Origin of the sequence: Hyunsoonleella jejuensis (assembly GCF_900111025.1) — a bacterium.
Lineage (GTDB): Bacteria > Bacteroidota > Bacteroidia > Flavobacteriales > Flavobacteriaceae > Jejuia > Jejuia jejuensis.
Map to the genome: position 1 here is coordinate 49348 of NZ_FOFN01000002.1, position 15216 is coordinate 64563.

A 15216-nucleotide genomic window follows, 5' to 3' on the forward strand; every position below is an offset into this window, starting at 1 on the left:
TGCGTTCTTATAATGTTTAAATTACATTTGCATCCGCAATTTTAGGTTGCGAAAGTTCTTTAAAGAATAGGAGAGGTGCCAGAGTGGTAATGGAGCAGATTGCTAATCTGTCAACGCGTAAGTGTTGCCCGGGTTCGAATCCCGGTCTCTCCGCAAGGGTTGTTTAGAAATTCCAGCGCGCCAGCTGGCTCTTTCGCTAAAAATGTCTACTAGACATTTTTTAAACGCTCAGCCCGGGGTGTAGCGTAGCCCGGTTATCGCGCCGCGTTTGGGACGCGGAGGTCGCAGGTTCGAATCCTGCCACCCCGACAATATAACAATCAATTGTTACCAAAAACCTGTTAATCTTATGATTTTCAGGTTTTTTTATTGAGTATATCCAGCCTTATATAAACCTTTTTATGGATGTGCCTGTAGTTGCGCATACAACCCTCATATATTAAATTAAGTATAAACCTTTTATAAGCGATTTTTAGTTTTGTCTTCACGAACTAATAATTGCTGGCTAAAACTCAAATACACGTAAGTGCAATATTTCCAGTTATTTTCCTCTGCTAATACTTTTAAACAATAAATTTCATTTAAGTCTCCTGTTCATTTTAGAGTATGGTTTAACCTATATTTTTATGTAGGTGAATTTAATTCAGTACGCTACACATTTTAGTTTAAAACGATTATTAATAGCTCATAATTATTTTTAATGACAAAAGTCATATTATAAGACCTTCTATTCATGTAGCTTTAACATCAGTATTATTTTGAATTTATAATTCTTTTAGAACGATTCGAAATATTAAAAAGCAGCTTCTAAATAAGCGGTGTTCATTGAAGAGGAAAAAAAGAAGCTTTACTTAAAAAGCAAAACCATCTGAAGTTAATGTAATGATTTGATTTTTAGTCAATAACATTTACAGAAGATATAAGTATATCATATATAATTAATTATCACAGTGTATCGATTTAATAATTTACACTAATGAATTAATTTATTAAGTATTACGAAAAAAGAACATCAAAATTTCTCATCTCATGAGCACGTCCATATTTCAGAAAAAAACAGAAAAGAAAAGCAAGTCAAAAACCTTTAAATACCCAGGCAAGCCAATTGCCACAGATGGAAACACCGCAGCAATTATGTGCGAACGTGAATCTACAGATGCGGCTGGCGCATATCCAATTACGCCCTCTACCCAAATGGGTGAGTATTGGGCAGATGCAGCTGCTAAAGGACATTTGAATATTTCAGATAGACCATTAATATTTATTGAACCCGAGGGTGAACATGCCGCTGCTGCTGTAACCGCAGGTTTATCTATGACTGGTTTGCGTGCGGCTAACTTCTCATCTGGCCAGGGTATAGCGTATATGCACGAATCGCTATATGCAGCGGTAGGCAAACGTCTTACTTATGTTTTGAATATTGGTGCACGTGCAATGACCAAATCTACGCTAAATGTACATGCTGGTCATGATGATTACCATGCGGTTGATGATACTGGTTTTTTTCAAATGTTTGCAAAAAAAGCACAGCATGTAGCAGACCTTAATATTATTGCACATCGCATTGCTGAGTTAGCACTTACACCTGGAATAATAGCTCAAGATGGGTTTTTAACCACGCATTTAATAGAATCATTTCTTTTGCCAGAGCGTGAATTGATAAAAGAATACCTAGGACGGCCTGACGATATTATAAAAACGCCAACACCTGCGCAACGTATTATTTATGGGGATACACGTCGCCGTATTCCTGAAATTTGGGATGTAGACAACCCATTGATGGCTGGTATCGTTCAAAACCAAGATTCATACATGCAAAGTGTTGCTGCACAACGTCCATTTTTCTTTGATCACATTGAAAAGCTGACGGATCGCGCTTTTGAAGAATACTATGAGCTTACGGGCAGACGCTACCAACGCGTAATGACGTACCGAGCAGAAGATGCTGATTATTTAATTTTAGGACAAGGCAGTCTGGTACCAAGCGCAGAAGTAGTTGTAGATTATTTACGTGAAACACGAGGTATTAAAGTGGGTGTAGTTGATTTGGTGATGTTCCGACCTTTTCCTTCTGACATGCTAGGAGAAATATTAAAAGGTAAAAAAGCAGTTACAATTTTAGAACGATTAGACCAACCTTTGGCTGTTGATTCACCGATTGCTCGCGAAGTGCGTTCTGTTTTAAATAAATGTATAGAAAATGGTATAAATAAAAAACAAAAACCGTACCCTGAATTAACTTCTTACACTTTAGGCGATATTCCTGCTATCTATTCAGGAGCCTTTGGTTTGGGAAGCCGAGACTTGCAACCAGAAGGTATTATTGGAGCAATTGAAAACATGTTGCCTAGTGGCAAACAAAAAAAGCAATTTTATCTGTCCATAGACTTTATTAAGGAAATACCTAATTCCCCTAAACAAAAAGCATATCAAGAAACCATTCAAGACGCTTATCCAAAGGTTAAGGAATTAGCTGTTCGGGGGTCGGAGAACCCTAACCTTATGCCAAAAGATGCCATTACGGTACGTTTCCACTCTATTGGTGGCTGGGGTGCCATTACCACAGGTAAAAACCTTGCAATGACCTTGTATGAATTACTTGGATATAATATTAAAGCGAACCCAAAATACGGGTCGGAGAAAAAAGGGCAACCTACCACATATTATTTAGCCGCTGCGGCTGAACCCATTCGTATAAATTGTGAATATTACTTTGTTGATGTGGTGCTATCGCCCGATCCTAATGTGTTTAAACATACTAATGCTCTTGCAGGACTTAAAAAAGGAGGTAGCTTTATTATTCAGAGTGATAAAAATTCTCCAGAAGCGGTTTGGGCTGAAATCCCTGAACATTATCAAAAAATAATAATTGATAATGATATACATATATTTTATATCGATGGATTTAAAATTGCAAGAGAAGAAGCTACTGACACTGAATTGCAATTACGTATGCAAGGAATTGCTTTTCAAGGGGCATTTTTCGCCGCTTCTCCACTAATGAAGAAATCTGGTCTTTCAGAAGAAAAACTCTTAAAAGCTATTGAAGATCAATTACAGCATAAATTCGGTTCAAAAGGTCAACGTGTGGTTGACGATAATATGCGCGTAGTAAAACGTGGCTTCGATGAAGTTCATGAAATTACCAACAAGGAATTGAGCACCAAAAACAAAACAAATGGTAATGTTTCTGAAAGTGTGCCCATTCCAAGAATGATAAAAGAAATGCCTCAAAGTGAATCTAAACTTAGTGATATTCATCGTTTTTGGGAACAAACAGGCAATTTCTATTTAAGAGGTATGGGAAATGATAACCTTACCGACCCGTTTATCGGGCTAAGCGTTATGCCAGCAGTTTCATCTGTATTTAGAGATATGACAGGTATTCGGTTTGAACATCCAGAATGGATTCCAAATAATTGTACGGCTTGTGGAGACTGTTATACTGTTTGTCCAGATACAGCTATTCCAGGGCTGGTAAGTGAAGTGTCTGATGTGTTTGATACCATTGTAAAACGGGTTAAAAAGAACCACGGCAAAGTTGAGTATTTACCAAAAGCTGTTAGAAAACTAGAAGGCCATGTTAGAAAGTTATTTTCAAGCTCAAAAAATGGAGCAACAGTGAATGATTTTATGCATCATGCCATTGATAAAACCCTAGACGAGTTTGATAACAGCAAAGAATTAACAAAAGAATTTGACTGGTTTAAAGAGGAATTGGGAGAATTTAAATTTGCTTTAACTCGACCATATTATGATTTACATGAGAAAAAAGAAGAACATAGTGGAGGGTTATTCAGTATAACCATTAATCCAACTACCTGCAAAGGTTGTATGGAATGTGTGCAAGTTTGTAATGACGGAGCACTTATTACAATTCCACAAACCGAAGGCTCTGTTGCTAGGTTGAACAAGGAATGGGACTTCTGGTTAGACTTACCAAATACCCCTCAAAAGTTTAATCGTATTGATGACCTCGAGGAAAAAATCGGTCCACTCGAAACCATTTTATTAAACAAAGAGGCTTATTTGAACTTTGCAAGTGGCGATGGAGCTTGCTTGGGCTGTTCTGAAAAATCAGTGGTACATATTTTTACTGCAACAGTAGAGTCTCTCATGCAACCACGTATTGCAAAACACATGGCTCATTTGGAAGAATTGACGGATAAACTCGAAAAACACATTCAAGTTAAATTGATGAATCGGGTAAATTTGACAGATTCTGATACCATGTCTAAAATTGTTGCAGAAATGCAAAATTCAGATTTAACCATGGCTGAAATTACCCGTAGGTTGGAATCTGAACAAGGTGGCGAACCTGTTGATCAAGAATGGCTACGTAATGTAACGCAGCTTTTAGCACAATTAAAAAAGCTAAAGTGGAAATACACCAATGGAGCCACAGGTAAAGGAAGATCCAATATGGGTATGCTTAACTCTACGGGTTGTACATCCGTTTGGGGCAGTACTTGGCCATTTAACCCGTATCCATTCCCTTGGGCAAACCACTTATTCCAAGATTCCACTTCAATGGCAATGGGAATCTTTGAAGGCCATATGGCTAAAATGGCAGATGGCTTTAGAGCTATTCGTAAAGCAGAATTGGAACTTGAAGGCAAATACGATGCCAGCGAGCATGATGAATTCTTTACGTATTTCAACTGGCAGCAATTTACGGATGAGGAATGGCTACTTTGTCCGCCAGTGGTAGCACTTGGCGGTGATGGCGCCATGTACGATATAGGGTTTCAAAATCTATCACGTTTAATGGCATCAGGAAAACCAATAAAAGTAATCGTTGTTGATACGCAAGTATATTCCAATACAGGCGGGCAAGCTTGTACTTCAGGATTTATCGGTCAGGTTTCAGACATGGCACAATACGGTAAGGTATGGAAAGGTAAAAGTGAACCTAGAAAAGAGATTGGTCTTATTGCAATGGCGCACAGAAACACCTACGTTTTACAAGGCACATTAGCTAATACAAGCCAAATGATTGAAGGGTTTATTGATGGTTTAATGACGAAACGCCCTGCGCTTTTCAATCTATATACTACGTGCCAACCTGAACATGGTGTAGGCGACGATTTAGGAGTGCATCAGGCAAAACTTGCTGTAGAATCTAGAGCGTACCCAATTTTTAAGTACAATCCAGATAATGGTATAAAAGCCAAAGAGGCTTTTGACTTATCCGGTAACCCTGCACTAGATCAAATTTGGCCAACATATAATTTGAAATATCTAGAATATGGTCAGGAACAAAGTATGACATTACCAATGACGTTTGCAGACTTTGCATTAACAGAAGCGAGATTTAGAAAACACTTTAGAAAAGTGCCTCGTAATGCGTGGAATGAAAATATGATGCTATTGGCAGAATTTTTAGAATTGAATGACAGTGAACGTGAAGGTAAATTCCCTTATATCTGGGCGGTAGATAGAAATCAAAAGCTCAACCGCGTTTTGGTAGCAAAACCGATTGTTGATTCATGCGAAGAACGACGCGATTTTTGGTTAATGCTGCGTGATATTGCCGGAGTAGAAGCAGAAAAGCCAGAGGAAGAAAACCTTGAAGAAAAAATAAGAAACGAGGTGGTTGGAAATATAGCACAAGGGTTAATGAAACTGGCCGGTGGAAATGGTGATGGTATTCTTAAAATGGCAATGGAAAAACCAGCAACAAATGGTGAGATTTCAGTAGAAGAAAAGCCTTCAAACGGAGAATACATGGCGCCATGGTTGGAAACAGACGAGTGTACTTCGTGTGATGAGTGCATTAAGCTTAACCCAAATATTTTTGCTTACAACGAAGACAATAAGGCATTCATAAAAAACCCAAAGGCAGGACCTTATGAAGACCTGGTTAAAGCTGCTGAAAAATGTACAGCTGGTGTTATTCATCCAGGATTACCAGCTGACCAATTGGCAAAGGATATGGAAAAATGGATAAGCCGAGGTGAAAAGTATAATTAATATACAAATGGCATAATGGCATTTTTTAATTTTCATAAAGATACTTTTAAACATGGTATCCATCCGCCTGAGAGCAAGGACGAAACTCGTAGTTTGGCTATAAAGCAATTTCCTTTTTCTCCAGTCATTATTTTGCCAATGGCGCAACATATTGGTGCACCTTCGCAAATCATTGTGAGGGAGGGTCAGGAAGTACATCGGGGGCAATTATTGGCAAAAGCAGGTGGTTATGTTTCTGTACCTATGCATGCTCCAGTTTCTGGGACTATTCGAAAAATTGCCAATGTCCCAACTATTTCTGGTAAAATGTCTGCCGGTATCTTCCTTGAAGCATTTCCTTTTTCAACTCAGGAAGTACTTGAAGGAAAGCCAATTGACCCTGATACAGCTACATCTGAAGAAATTTTACAAGGCATTCAGGATGCTGGTATCGTAGGACTTGGCGGTGCAGCATTTCCAACACATGTAAAATTGAAAGTTCCTGATGGAAAAAAATGCGACACTTTGATTATTAATGGTATTGAATGTGAACCTTATTTGACAACCGACCACCGAGTTATGCTCGAACAGGAAAAAGATATTTTTACAGGTATTAAATATTTATTGAAGGCTACAGGTACACAAAAAGTTGTTATTGGTATTGAAGCTAATAAGCAAGATGCCGCTGATCATTTGAAAAAGCATATCCCTAAAGGTTTACCTGTTACCGTAAAAGTACTCCCAGTAAAATATCCACAGGGTGCAGAAAAAATGTTGGTCACTGCCATTTTGGGTAAAGAAATTCCATCAGGAAAGCTTCCTATAGAAGTTGGTGTTGTTGTTGTAAATGTTGCAACAACTGCAGAGATAGGGAGATTATTGCCTCATGGTCAAGGTATTCAGGAGCGCGTTATTACCATTGCGGGTCCTGGGGTAAAAAAGAAAGGAAATTATACTATTCCAATAGGCACGCCTTTACGCTTTGTTCTTGAACAAGTGGGCGTTGATGAAGACATCAGTGAAGTTTATATGGGTGGCCCAATGATGGGAGTAGCCGTTTCAAATCTCGACATATCAATAGTAAAGGGCACTTCGGGAATTCTAGTATTTACCAATAAAGATGTTTATAGAACGCCTAAAGTATATCCCTGTATTAAATGTGGAGCTTGTTTAGATGCTTGTCCAATATTATTAAATCCATCAAAATTAGGCATATTGGCCAAGTTTGAAGCTTATAATGAAATGGCTTCAGATTTTAATCTTATGGATTGTTTTGAATGTGGATCGTGCACCTATGTATGTCCATCCCATATTCCACTTGTGCAGTATTTTCGATTGGCAAAACGAATTGTAAGAAAGCGTGAAGCTAACAAAAAGGAAAAAATAGATGCTTAAAAAAACCTTAGATATTAGCTCATCGCCCCATATAGTTAAAGGGCGAAGTACAGAAGACATCATGAAAAATGTAGTATGGGCATTATTGCCAGTTGTATTTTTCTCTGTGTATTCTTTTGGTTTAAATGCGCTACTTGTCATATTTACGGCAACTTTTGCCAGTGTATTAACCGAGCATTTTTTGTGTAAAATTTCCAAAAAAGAAACTACTGTTAATGATTATTCAGCGGTAATTACAGGGTTACTATTGGGGCTTTCTTTACCTCCAAGTTTTCCGTTATGGATGGCTTTTGTAGGTGGTGTTATCGGGATTGCATTGGGTAAATATATTTTTGGAGGGTTGGGCTACAATGTATTTAATCCAGCACTTGTGGCCAGAGCCGTTTTGCAGGCCGCCTTTCCAGTGGCGATTACCACATGGCACCCTGCATTTCTAACCAACCGATTCTCAACGATTTCAGAATCCATACTTACATGGCCATTTATGGAACCTCAATATGATGCTGTCTCAGGAGCGACCCCACTTTCGGCTTTTAAATTTGATGGCATAACAACATCAACAGCAGAATTGGCCTTTGGTCAGATAAGTGGTTCTACAGGAGAAACCTGTGCCATAATTATTGCTTTGGGTGGTATCTATTTAATTGCAAGAAATATGATGTCTTGGAGAATTCCAGTAGCAGTATTATTAAGTGCCTTTTTATTAAGTGGCGTATTGTATTTATTAAATAGTGAACTATATCCATCACCTGTTTTTATGCTTTTATCTGGAGGATTGATGCTTGGTGCGGTATATATGGCAACTGATATGGTTTCATCTCCAATTACACCACTTGGTTTGTGGATTTATGGGGGCATTATTGGTGTTCTAACTATTATTATCAGAATTTGGGGTGGTTTGTCAGAAGGGGTTATGTATTCCATATTACTAGCTAACGCTATTTCACCACATATAGATTCGATTATTAAAAATCGGGTGTATGGAACCAAACGAAAAATAAAAGCCATATGAGTGAAGTTGCTAACATGAAAACACAAAACCTTGCCAGTAGTAAAAAAATGTTGTTGGCAATGGTGGGTATTGGTATCATAAGCGCCTTGCTTATAGTAACAACTTTTGAATTAACATTACCTCGTGTACAGCGATTAAAGGCAGAAGCTTTAGAAAAGGCGATTTTTGAAGTGCTACCAGGAACTGTTACTACCCAAGCATTTGGAATAGATGCAAATGGGGAATTATTTAAAATGAAAGAAGGGGATAATACTGAAACAGCTATATATGCCGGATATGATAAAAATAGTAATATTATTGGATATGCCATTGAAGCGTCAGGCCAAGGTTACGCAGATATTATAAGAATACTTTACGGATACAAGCCAGATAAGGAAATACTTATTGGATTTCAAGTTTTAGAAAGTAAGGAAACTCCTGGGCTTGGTGATAAAATTGAAAAAGAGGCACATTTCCTCAACAATTTTAAAGCACTTGACGTGAGTTTATCCAAAAATGGAAAACTAAAGAACAAGGTAATTACCGTAAAACAAGGCGAGAAACAAAACCCATGGGAAATTGATGGTATTACCGGAGCCACAATTTCTTCAAGAGCTATAGGAACTATTATAGGAACAAGTACATCAGAATTAGTTCCAATTTTATACAATCATTATAATAAGAATAATCAAAAACCAAAGGAAAGCAATGAGCAATGATAATGCTTCATCAAAACAAAAGGTAACCACTACTGATGAGTTTATTAAGGGTTTGTGGCGAGACAATCCTGTATTTGTACAAGTATTGGGAATGTGTCCGGTATTAGCTGTTTCTAATACGGCAGAAAACGCACTAGCCATGGGGTTAGCTACCGCTTTTGTTTTATTGATGTCGAATATTTTAGTCTCCTTGCTAAGAAATTTTGTTCCTAAACAAGTGCGTATTGCATCGTATATTCTTATCATCGCCACTTTTGTTACGGTAACTGATTACGCCATTCAAGCCATTAGTGTTGAGTTGCACAAAAGCTTAGGTGCATTCATATCCCTAATCGTGGTAAACTGTTTGATTTTGAGTAGAGCAGAGGCATTTGCCTCAAAAAACACTGTTTGGAAATCTATTTTTGACGCTTTGGGAATGGGCTTAGGGTTTACGTTTGCACTGTTTTGCCTAGGGGCCGTAAGAGAAATACTTGGTAATGGCTCAATATTTAATATAGCCCTTTTTCCTGATGGCTTTCAAAGTTGGATAGTAATGATTTTACCTGCTGGTGGATTTTTTACACTGGCAATCTGGCTACTTATAATTAATGGGATACAAACAAAAAAAGAAAAATCATGAATACAGAATCTTTAGGCACTATTTTTCTAAATGCATGTTTGGTCAACAATTTTGTTTTGGCGTATTTCTTAGGGATTTGTCCGTTTTTAGGTGTATCTGGAAAAATGGAAACTGCCACGAAAATGGGTGGAGCTGTAATGTTTGTAATGCTTATCAGTTCTATGTGTGCTTATGGAATTCACGCTTTTTTAATAAGCATTGGCGCGCCCTTTCTACAACTAATTAGCTATATTGTTGTTATTGCTTCAACTGTGCAGTTAGTTGAAATGTTCATCAAGAAGATAAGTCCCGCATTATTTAGGTCTCTTGGGATATTTCTGCCACTAATTACAACGAATTGTGCCATTTTAGGTGTGGCATTATTTCAAACAAATAAAGATTACGGTTTTTTAGAAAGTATAATATATGCGCTTGGTGCTGGTGCGGGATTTACATTAGCACTGGTATTAATAGCTGGATTAAGAGAACAATTAGATTTCGCTGAAGTCCCAAAAATTTCAAAAGGAACTGCACTAACACTGTTTATAGCAGGTATTTTGTCATTATGCTTTATGGGCTTTGCAGGTTTGGGTGCATAAAAAAATAACAAATGGTTAAATCGCTTATCATAGGAATTGGTTTTATAGTAAGTATAGCAGTGGCTTGGGTACTTATACAAACGCTTTGGAAAAAGGTTTTTAGAGAGGAATATACCCATGATGATGTTTTGGCAGGTAGAAGAAACTGCTCCAATTGCGGCTGTACCACAGTTTGTAAGCGAAAAGAGGAAGGGAAAATAAATCCTAAAATGTATTGAATAAAAAATAACAAAAAAATAAAAACACATGGCACATTTATCAGATTTCGATACCGAAAAACGCTATAAGGCGGTCGTAAAAGATACATCACGGTTAACTCCGCAAGACAGCGAAGAAGTGCGTGAAATTATACTAGAAGTAAAAGATTCAGAGTTTGAATGCGAAGTAGATCAAAGCTTTGGAGTATTAGTGAAAGCTACAGGCGATTTTGGCAACACACATCATCATAGGCTTTATAGTGTTGCTGACTTGCCATCTCGAATTAACGGTAATCCAAAAATTACCATGTTAGTAAAGCGCTGCTCGTATATTGATGATTTCAATGGTGAAGAATATAAAGGTATTGCTTCAAATTATTTATGTGATCGGAAAAAAGGTGATGAAATCACTGTAACCGGTCCTTTTCAGCTACCTTTTAGAGTTCCGGAAGATACTACCGCTAATATGATACTTATTGGCATGGGTACAGGTATTGCGCCTTTCCGTGCCTTTATTAAACATATTTATAAAAACGTGAATAATTGGGAAGGTAAAATCCGGTTATTTTATGGTGCTCGTAGTGGTTTAGAACTGCTGTATTTAAATGATAAAGACGGTGATCTTACCAACTATTATGATAAAGATACATTTGAAGCATTTCACGCATTGAGCGACAGGCCACATTGGGCGGATTCTATTGAGATAGAAAAGGCACTTGAGGAACAAGCTACCGAATTAAAGGAGTTGCTTTCAAAATCTAATACCTATGTGTATGTAGCAGGATATGCAAACATACTTAGCAAACTCAATACATCATTTTCTAAAATTTTGGGATCAGAAGAAAAATGGAAACTGCGTAAAGCCGAACTTATTGCGGGTAGAAAATGGGCTGAAATTATTTTTTAAGGTTTAGAATCATTTTGTTTAATTAATTTATGAATTAATATGTCTATCATTACTGCGATTGCCGCACTTGGAGGATTAACCTTGCTTCTAGCCATAATGCTTATTGTTGCGAACAAAAAGCTCTATGTCTATGAAGATCCTCGTATTGAGCAGGTTGAAGACATGTTGCCCCATGCAAATTGTGGGGCATGCGGGTATCCAGGTTGCCGACCGTTTGCTGAAGCATTGGTTCATGAAAATACATTACCTGGTAAATGTACGGTTAGTACAGATGAAGGTAGGCAATCAATAGCAGAATTTCTAGGTGTTGCTTTGGGTGCAGAAGAAAAGCAAGTGGCGCGTCTCGCTTGTGCCGGTGGAACCAACGTTGCTATCAATCGTGCCCAATATGTTGGAATTGAAAGCTGTCAGGCAGCAACTCTGGTCTCGGGTGGCGGTAAAGGCTGTTTTTGGGGGTGTTTAGGGCATGGTGACTGTGAAGTTGTTTGCGATTTTGATGCCATTACAATGAACGAACATGGTTTACCAATAGTAGATATAGAGAAATGTACAGCATGCGGTGATTGTGTGGAAGCTTGTCCCAAAGATTTATTTTCTATTCAACCCATAAGCCACAAACTTTGGGTGGCTTGCAAAAACCTTGAACACGGCGAGGCTGTACTTGAAGATTGCCAAGTAGGGTGCACCGCATGTGGTAAATGCGCCATGGATGCTGGAGAATTGATTACTATGGAAAATAATTTACCTGTAATTAATTATGCTGATAATCATAAAACTAAAAAACCTATTCAACGATGCCCTACAGGAGCTATTGTATGGTTAGAGGATAGCGGAGTAGTAATTAAAGGAAAAGAAAGTAGAAAAATTGTTAGAAAGGGCGCCAGATCCATAGGGAATACATAGAAGTATTGCAACTTAATTTTAATTAATGAGTATTACAAAGCTTGGAAAATTAGCGTCTTGAGATAATATTGTCCTTTTCCAAGGCCTTAACCAATTTTTTTACGTGCGAATCAATCACATCAGCATTATTTTCAGGATCAATTAAATCGAAAGTGGCTCTCCATATCAAGGATTCGTTAGTATCTTTTTTTAAATTGTAAATAGAGGTTTCAATATTGTAAACCTTATACTTGTTATAATAATCCTGTTTAAAATAGGCATCTTGATATGCCAAATAGTATCCGATAAATTTTCTTAGATGATAATCAGTTTTTGGAGAATCGGTTGCATACGATTCATTTTTGTCAATACCTTTAACTAAGGATACCAGTACGGTATCATAACCATTAGACAGCAGTTTATCTACTTGATTTTTGATATCTTTCTCCGTTTGCTTAGAATCAACAAATGATTTTTCAAAAACTACAGAACTTTGTAAAGCTTTTATGTTTCTGGAATTCAAGGCTTTGACCAACTGAAATTCATAAGTTTTACGGGCGTCATAATTTTGTGTCACACCAACAACCAATATTTTTTCAGGAATAAATGTTTGGAAATCAGGATTTTTCCAAGTTGTATTTAATTTTGTTGAAGAACAGCTTAGTGCTATTACCATTAAAATAAAGATAAATACATTATTGGTTATTATTAGTAAATAATTAAATAGCGTTTTCATTTAGATTATGCTCTAAAAACATTGGACTTATAAGTTGCTGTTCTTCTAAAACTACTATAACAAGCCTTACATAATCGTTTACGCTTTCAACAACATTTTGTGGATCCATAATATCTATATAACCCTTCCAGATAAGTTCTTTGTCTTTGGTAGGGCAAATACAGTACATGGATGTTTCGGTATGGTAAACAGTATATTCTTCGTAATAATCTGGATTATAATAAGCGTCTTGATGTTTCAAGTAATCTTCATTAAACTTCTTGTATGTTGCATCAAAATCATCAAAATCTTTTTTGTATTGAATTTTATCTTCAACACCAATAACTTTGGTAAACAAAATAGTATCAAAGCCATCATTAATAAGTTTTGCTTCAAGGCTTTTCAATTCTTCTTCAGTCTTTTTTTCAACTACAAATGTCGGTTCAAAAAAGTTTAAACTCATCACAGATGTGATACCCCTTAACGCAAGTTCATCCTGTAATTGTTTTTCGAATTTTTGTCTAGCTTCAAGGTTCGAAGTCATACCAACCAACAAAACTTTGTTCGGACTATAGGATAGTATATCTGGGTTTTTCCAATAGTCAACCAATTCAGCCGAAGAACAACTAAATAACAGTAAACATACTAATGTTATAGATATTACTTTCATTTTACTAGCCTGATTATTGGAGTAGTTTTTTTTGTTTTTTGTCTTTAATAACACCTTTAACCATGGTAAATAATTCTCGTTTTAAGGTTCTGTAATTGTTTAGAAACTCACCAATAGAAATAATGAGCTTACTATGTTTTTCTTTGTATGCCTTTTCTAATTCTATTTGGTTAATGCCATCTACCATTATGGTAAGTTCTCTTTCATGTTCCTTAACAGTTTCTATTAATTCATTAGTCTGTTTTTCAACCTTACTCAATTGGGTTACTAAATCTTTACTCTTATTAAAATGTTTAGAATCGATAAGCTGAAGTGTGTATGATTTTATTAAATCGTTAAAAAACAGTTGTTCGTCCTTTGCGAATTCTAGTTCAGACAACCATTTTTTTGAGGCGTTATGCATGGTCTCAGTACTTAACCACGCCACGTATTTTTTATTTATTTTTTTTGCTTCCATGATTTAAAATTTGAAGAGCAGAAAGCGTTACATTATAAGCATAACGCTTTCTGCCCGAGGGAGATTAATTAATCAATTTTAATGACTTTTTTAGCAGGCTCTTCTAGATTTGCTTCTTCTCTTTTAAGTAATTTCACTTTTAAAATACCGTTTTTGTAAGTTGCTTTTACGTCTTGATTTAAATCCACTGAAGGTGGAAGCATCATTGATCTTTTAAAAGATTTATAACTAAATTCCTGTCTAGAATACTCATCTTCACTTTCTTCTTTTTCTAGTTCTTTTTGTCCGCTAACATGTAAAACATCATCTTCAATAGTTACTTCAAAATCTTTTTTATTAAATCCTGGAGCTGCTAATTCTATTTCAAAATCATCTTTGTGTTCTTTTACATTTACAGCAGGCATCAAACTATCGTCCTCAAAGAAATCATCCTTAAAAATATCATCAAACCTTACGATATCATTTAAGTTAGAAGGGAATAATCTACCACCCCAAGGTCTCAACAAATTGTTGCTCCATGGAGTTAATAATTGGTTCTCAAATGGCAACAAACCATTTCTTTTTCTTCTGCGTTTTGTTAATGTAGCCATGATACATATTTTTAGGTTAAACTTATTTTTTATTACTAAATATATTTACTTATATAAGTTTCTACAATGATATATATCAGTCTGTTAGCTTCGATGTAAAGTATTTTTTTAAAATTATTTAGTCTGTTATCACACTTTCTAGATACTGAAACAACCTAAATTTTAGATTGTTAATTTCGCTGTGATGCTTAAACTGTTGGTGTTCCATCTCATCATGTTTTCTTGTAAAAAAAGTGTCGCAGGCCAAGTCATCACATTCCATTTTATTTTGAATATGATGCGCATGTGATTTCAATGCGGTAAGTAGGGTATCGGTGTTTTTATTCGCTGTATTTATCTCATGTTTAAACGCAGTAAGTCTTTCATACAGGTTCATTATATTGGGCTTAAAAATGGCCCTATCCAGTAAAATATTTAAAAAATCTAGTTCGAATTTTAAATTTTCAAGCTTAGCAATAGCGCTTGCTGTATTATACTGTAATTCTTCAAACGATTTATCGCGATTGAAGCTTTTATACGTTTCTAGTGTTTCCATAGTCTT

Annotated in this window: 14 protein-coding genes and 2 tRNA genes; 11 read left to right on the plus strand and 5 right to left on the minus strand. The window is 36.4% G+C overall.

The annotated features are described in order from the left end of the window. The first annotated feature begins 69 nt into the window (after positions 1-69). From BMY39_RS06860 to BMY39_RS06910, 11 genes are all read left to right on the plus strand, one after another. Positions 70-153: transfer RNA gene (locus tag BMY39_RS06860), tRNA-Ser, on the plus strand. Positions 154-234: 81 nt separating this feature from the next. After that, positions 235-309: transfer RNA gene (locus BMY39_RS06865), tRNA-Pro, on the plus strand. 720 nt (positions 310-1029) lie between these two features. Then, positions 1030-5973: a 2-oxoacid:acceptor oxidoreductase family protein gene (locus tag BMY39_RS06870; protein WP_177176563.1), complete on the plus strand. Its 4944-nt coding sequence runs from the start codon at positions 1030-1032 to the stop codon at positions 5971-5973. 15 nt (positions 5974-5988) lie between these two features. Next, positions 5989-7347, plus strand: a complete 1359-nt coding sequence (rsxC, locus tag BMY39_RS06875; RefSeq protein ID WP_092577912.1) for an electron transport complex subunit RsxC — start codon at positions 5989-5991, stop codon at positions 7345-7347. Continuing rightward, positions 7340-8359 carry an RnfABCDGE type electron transport complex subunit D gene (locus BMY39_RS06880; RefSeq protein WP_092577914.1) on the plus strand — a complete coding sequence of 340 codons (1020 nt, stop codon included), beginning with the start codon at positions 7340-7342 and terminating at the stop codon, positions 8357-8359. Before rsxC ends, BMY39_RS06880 begins: the two co-directional genes overlap by 8 nt. Further along, positions 8356-9057, plus strand: a complete 702-nt coding sequence (locus tag BMY39_RS06885) for an RnfABCDGE type electron transport complex subunit G (RefSeq protein WP_092577916.1) — start codon at positions 8356-8358, stop codon at positions 9055-9057. Before BMY39_RS06880 ends, BMY39_RS06885 begins: the two co-directional genes overlap by 4 nt. After that, positions 9047-9679: an electron transport complex subunit RsxE gene (gene rsxE / locus BMY39_RS06890; protein WP_092577918.1), complete on the plus strand. Its 633-nt coding sequence runs from the start codon at positions 9047-9049 to the stop codon at positions 9677-9679. Before BMY39_RS06885 ends, rsxE begins: the two co-directional genes overlap by 11 nt. Next, a complete protein-coding gene (locus BMY39_RS06895) occupies positions 9676-10257 on the plus strand; it encodes an electron transport complex protein RnfA (RefSeq protein WP_092577920.1) in 582 nt (193 codons plus the stop codon). The genes rsxE and BMY39_RS06895 overlap by 4 nt, the downstream gene beginning before the upstream one ends. 11 nt (positions 10258-10268) lie before the next feature. After that, positions 10269-10475 carry a hypothetical protein gene (locus BMY39_RS06900; protein WP_092577923.1) on the plus strand — a complete coding sequence of 69 codons (207 nt, stop codon included), beginning with the start codon at positions 10269-10271 and terminating at the stop codon, positions 10473-10475. A 28-nt stretch (positions 10476-10503) separates the two neighbouring features. Continuing rightward, positions 10504-11361, plus strand: coding sequence for a ferredoxin reductase domain-containing protein (locus tag BMY39_RS06905; RefSeq protein WP_092577926.1), 858 nt, complete (start codon positions 10504-10506; stop codon positions 11359-11361). A 39-nt stretch (positions 11362-11400) separates the two neighbouring features. Then, on the plus strand, positions 11401-12264 hold the full coding sequence (locus tag BMY39_RS06910) for an RnfABCDGE type electron transport complex subunit B (RefSeq protein WP_092577928.1): 864 nt from the start codon (positions 11401-11403) through the stop codon (positions 12262-12264). A 49-nt stretch (positions 12265-12313) separates the two neighbouring features. On the opposite strand, the gene BMY39_RS06915 is transcribed toward BMY39_RS06910, so the two are convergent. The 5 genes from BMY39_RS06915 to BMY39_RS06935 form a co-directional block, all read right to left on the minus strand. Then, complete coding sequence (locus BMY39_RS06915) at positions 12314-12979, minus strand: hypothetical protein (protein WP_092577931.1); 666 nt, start codon at positions 12977-12979, stop codon at positions 12314-12316. Continuing rightward, positions 12963-13628, minus strand: coding sequence for a hypothetical protein (locus BMY39_RS06920; RefSeq protein ID WP_092579137.1), 666 nt, complete (start codon positions 13626-13628; stop codon positions 12963-12965). The genes BMY39_RS06915 and BMY39_RS06920 overlap by 17 nt, the downstream gene beginning before the upstream one ends. Before the next feature lie 13 nt (positions 13629-13641). Beyond that, positions 13642-14085 (minus strand): hypothetical protein, encoded by a 444-nt coding sequence (locus BMY39_RS06925; protein WP_092577933.1) that lies wholly within the window; start codon positions 14083-14085, stop codon positions 13642-13644. Between the two features lie 68 nt (positions 14086-14153). Further along, on the minus strand, positions 14154-14675 hold the full coding sequence (locus BMY39_RS06930) for an Hsp20/alpha crystallin family protein (protein ID WP_092577935.1): 522 nt from the start codon (positions 14673-14675) through the stop codon (positions 14154-14156). A gap of 118 nt (positions 14676-14793) precedes the next feature. Further along, positions 14794-15210 (minus strand): hypothetical protein, encoded by a 417-nt coding sequence (locus BMY39_RS06935; protein WP_092577937.1) that lies wholly within the window; start codon positions 15208-15210, stop codon positions 14794-14796. Positions 15211-15216 lie beyond the last annotated feature (6 nt).

Excerpts from the sequence above, each read along its gene's own strand:
- BMY39_RS06870 (WP_177176563.1), top strand. The coding sequence starts at position 1,030 with ATGAGCACGTCCATATTTCAGAAAAAAACAGAAAAGAAAAGCAAGTCA.
- rsxC (WP_092577912.1), top strand. The coding sequence starts at position 5,989 with ATGGCATTTTTTAATTTTCATAAAGATACTTTTAAACATGGTATCCAT.
- BMY39_RS06880 (WP_092577914.1), top strand. The coding sequence starts at position 7,340 with ATGCTTAAAAAAACCTTAGATATTAGCTCATCGCCCCATATAGTTAAA.
- BMY39_RS06885 (WP_092577916.1), top strand. The coding sequence starts at position 8,356 with ATGAGTGAAGTTGCTAACATGAAAACACAAAACCTTGCCAGTAGTAAA.
- rsxE (WP_092577918.1), top strand. The coding sequence starts at position 9,047 with ATGAGCAATGATAATGCTTCATCAAAACAAAAGGTAACCACTACTGAT.
- BMY39_RS06895 (WP_092577920.1), top strand. The coding sequence starts at position 9,676 with ATGAATACAGAATCTTTAGGCACTATTTTTCTAAATGCATGTTTGGTC.
- BMY39_RS06900 (WP_092577923.1), top strand. The coding sequence starts at position 10,269 with ATGGTTAAATCGCTTATCATAGGAATTGGTTTTATAGTAAGTATAGCA.
- BMY39_RS06905 (WP_092577926.1), top strand. The coding sequence starts at position 10,504 with ATGGCACATTTATCAGATTTCGATACCGAAAAACGCTATAAGGCGGTC.
- BMY39_RS06910 (WP_092577928.1), top strand. The coding sequence starts at position 11,401 with ATGTCTATCATTACTGCGATTGCCGCACTTGGAGGATTAACCTTGCTT.
- BMY39_RS06915 (WP_092577931.1), bottom strand. The coding sequence starts at position 12,979 with ATGAAAACGCTATTTAATTATTTACTAATAATAACCAATAATGTATTT.
- BMY39_RS06920 (WP_092579137.1), bottom strand. The coding sequence starts at position 13,628 with ATGAAAGTAATATCTATAACATTAGTATGTTTACTGTTATTTAGTTGT.
- BMY39_RS06925 (WP_092577933.1), bottom strand. The coding sequence starts at position 14,085 with ATGGAAGCAAAAAAAATAAATAAAAAATACGTGGCGTGGTTAAGTACT.
- BMY39_RS06930 (WP_092577935.1), bottom strand. The coding sequence starts at position 14,675 with ATGGCTACATTAACAAAACGCAGAAGAAAAAGAAATGGTTTGTTGCCA.
- BMY39_RS06935 (WP_092577937.1), bottom strand. The coding sequence starts at position 15,210 with ATGGAAACACTAGAAACGTATAAAAGCTTCAATCGCGATAAATCGTTT.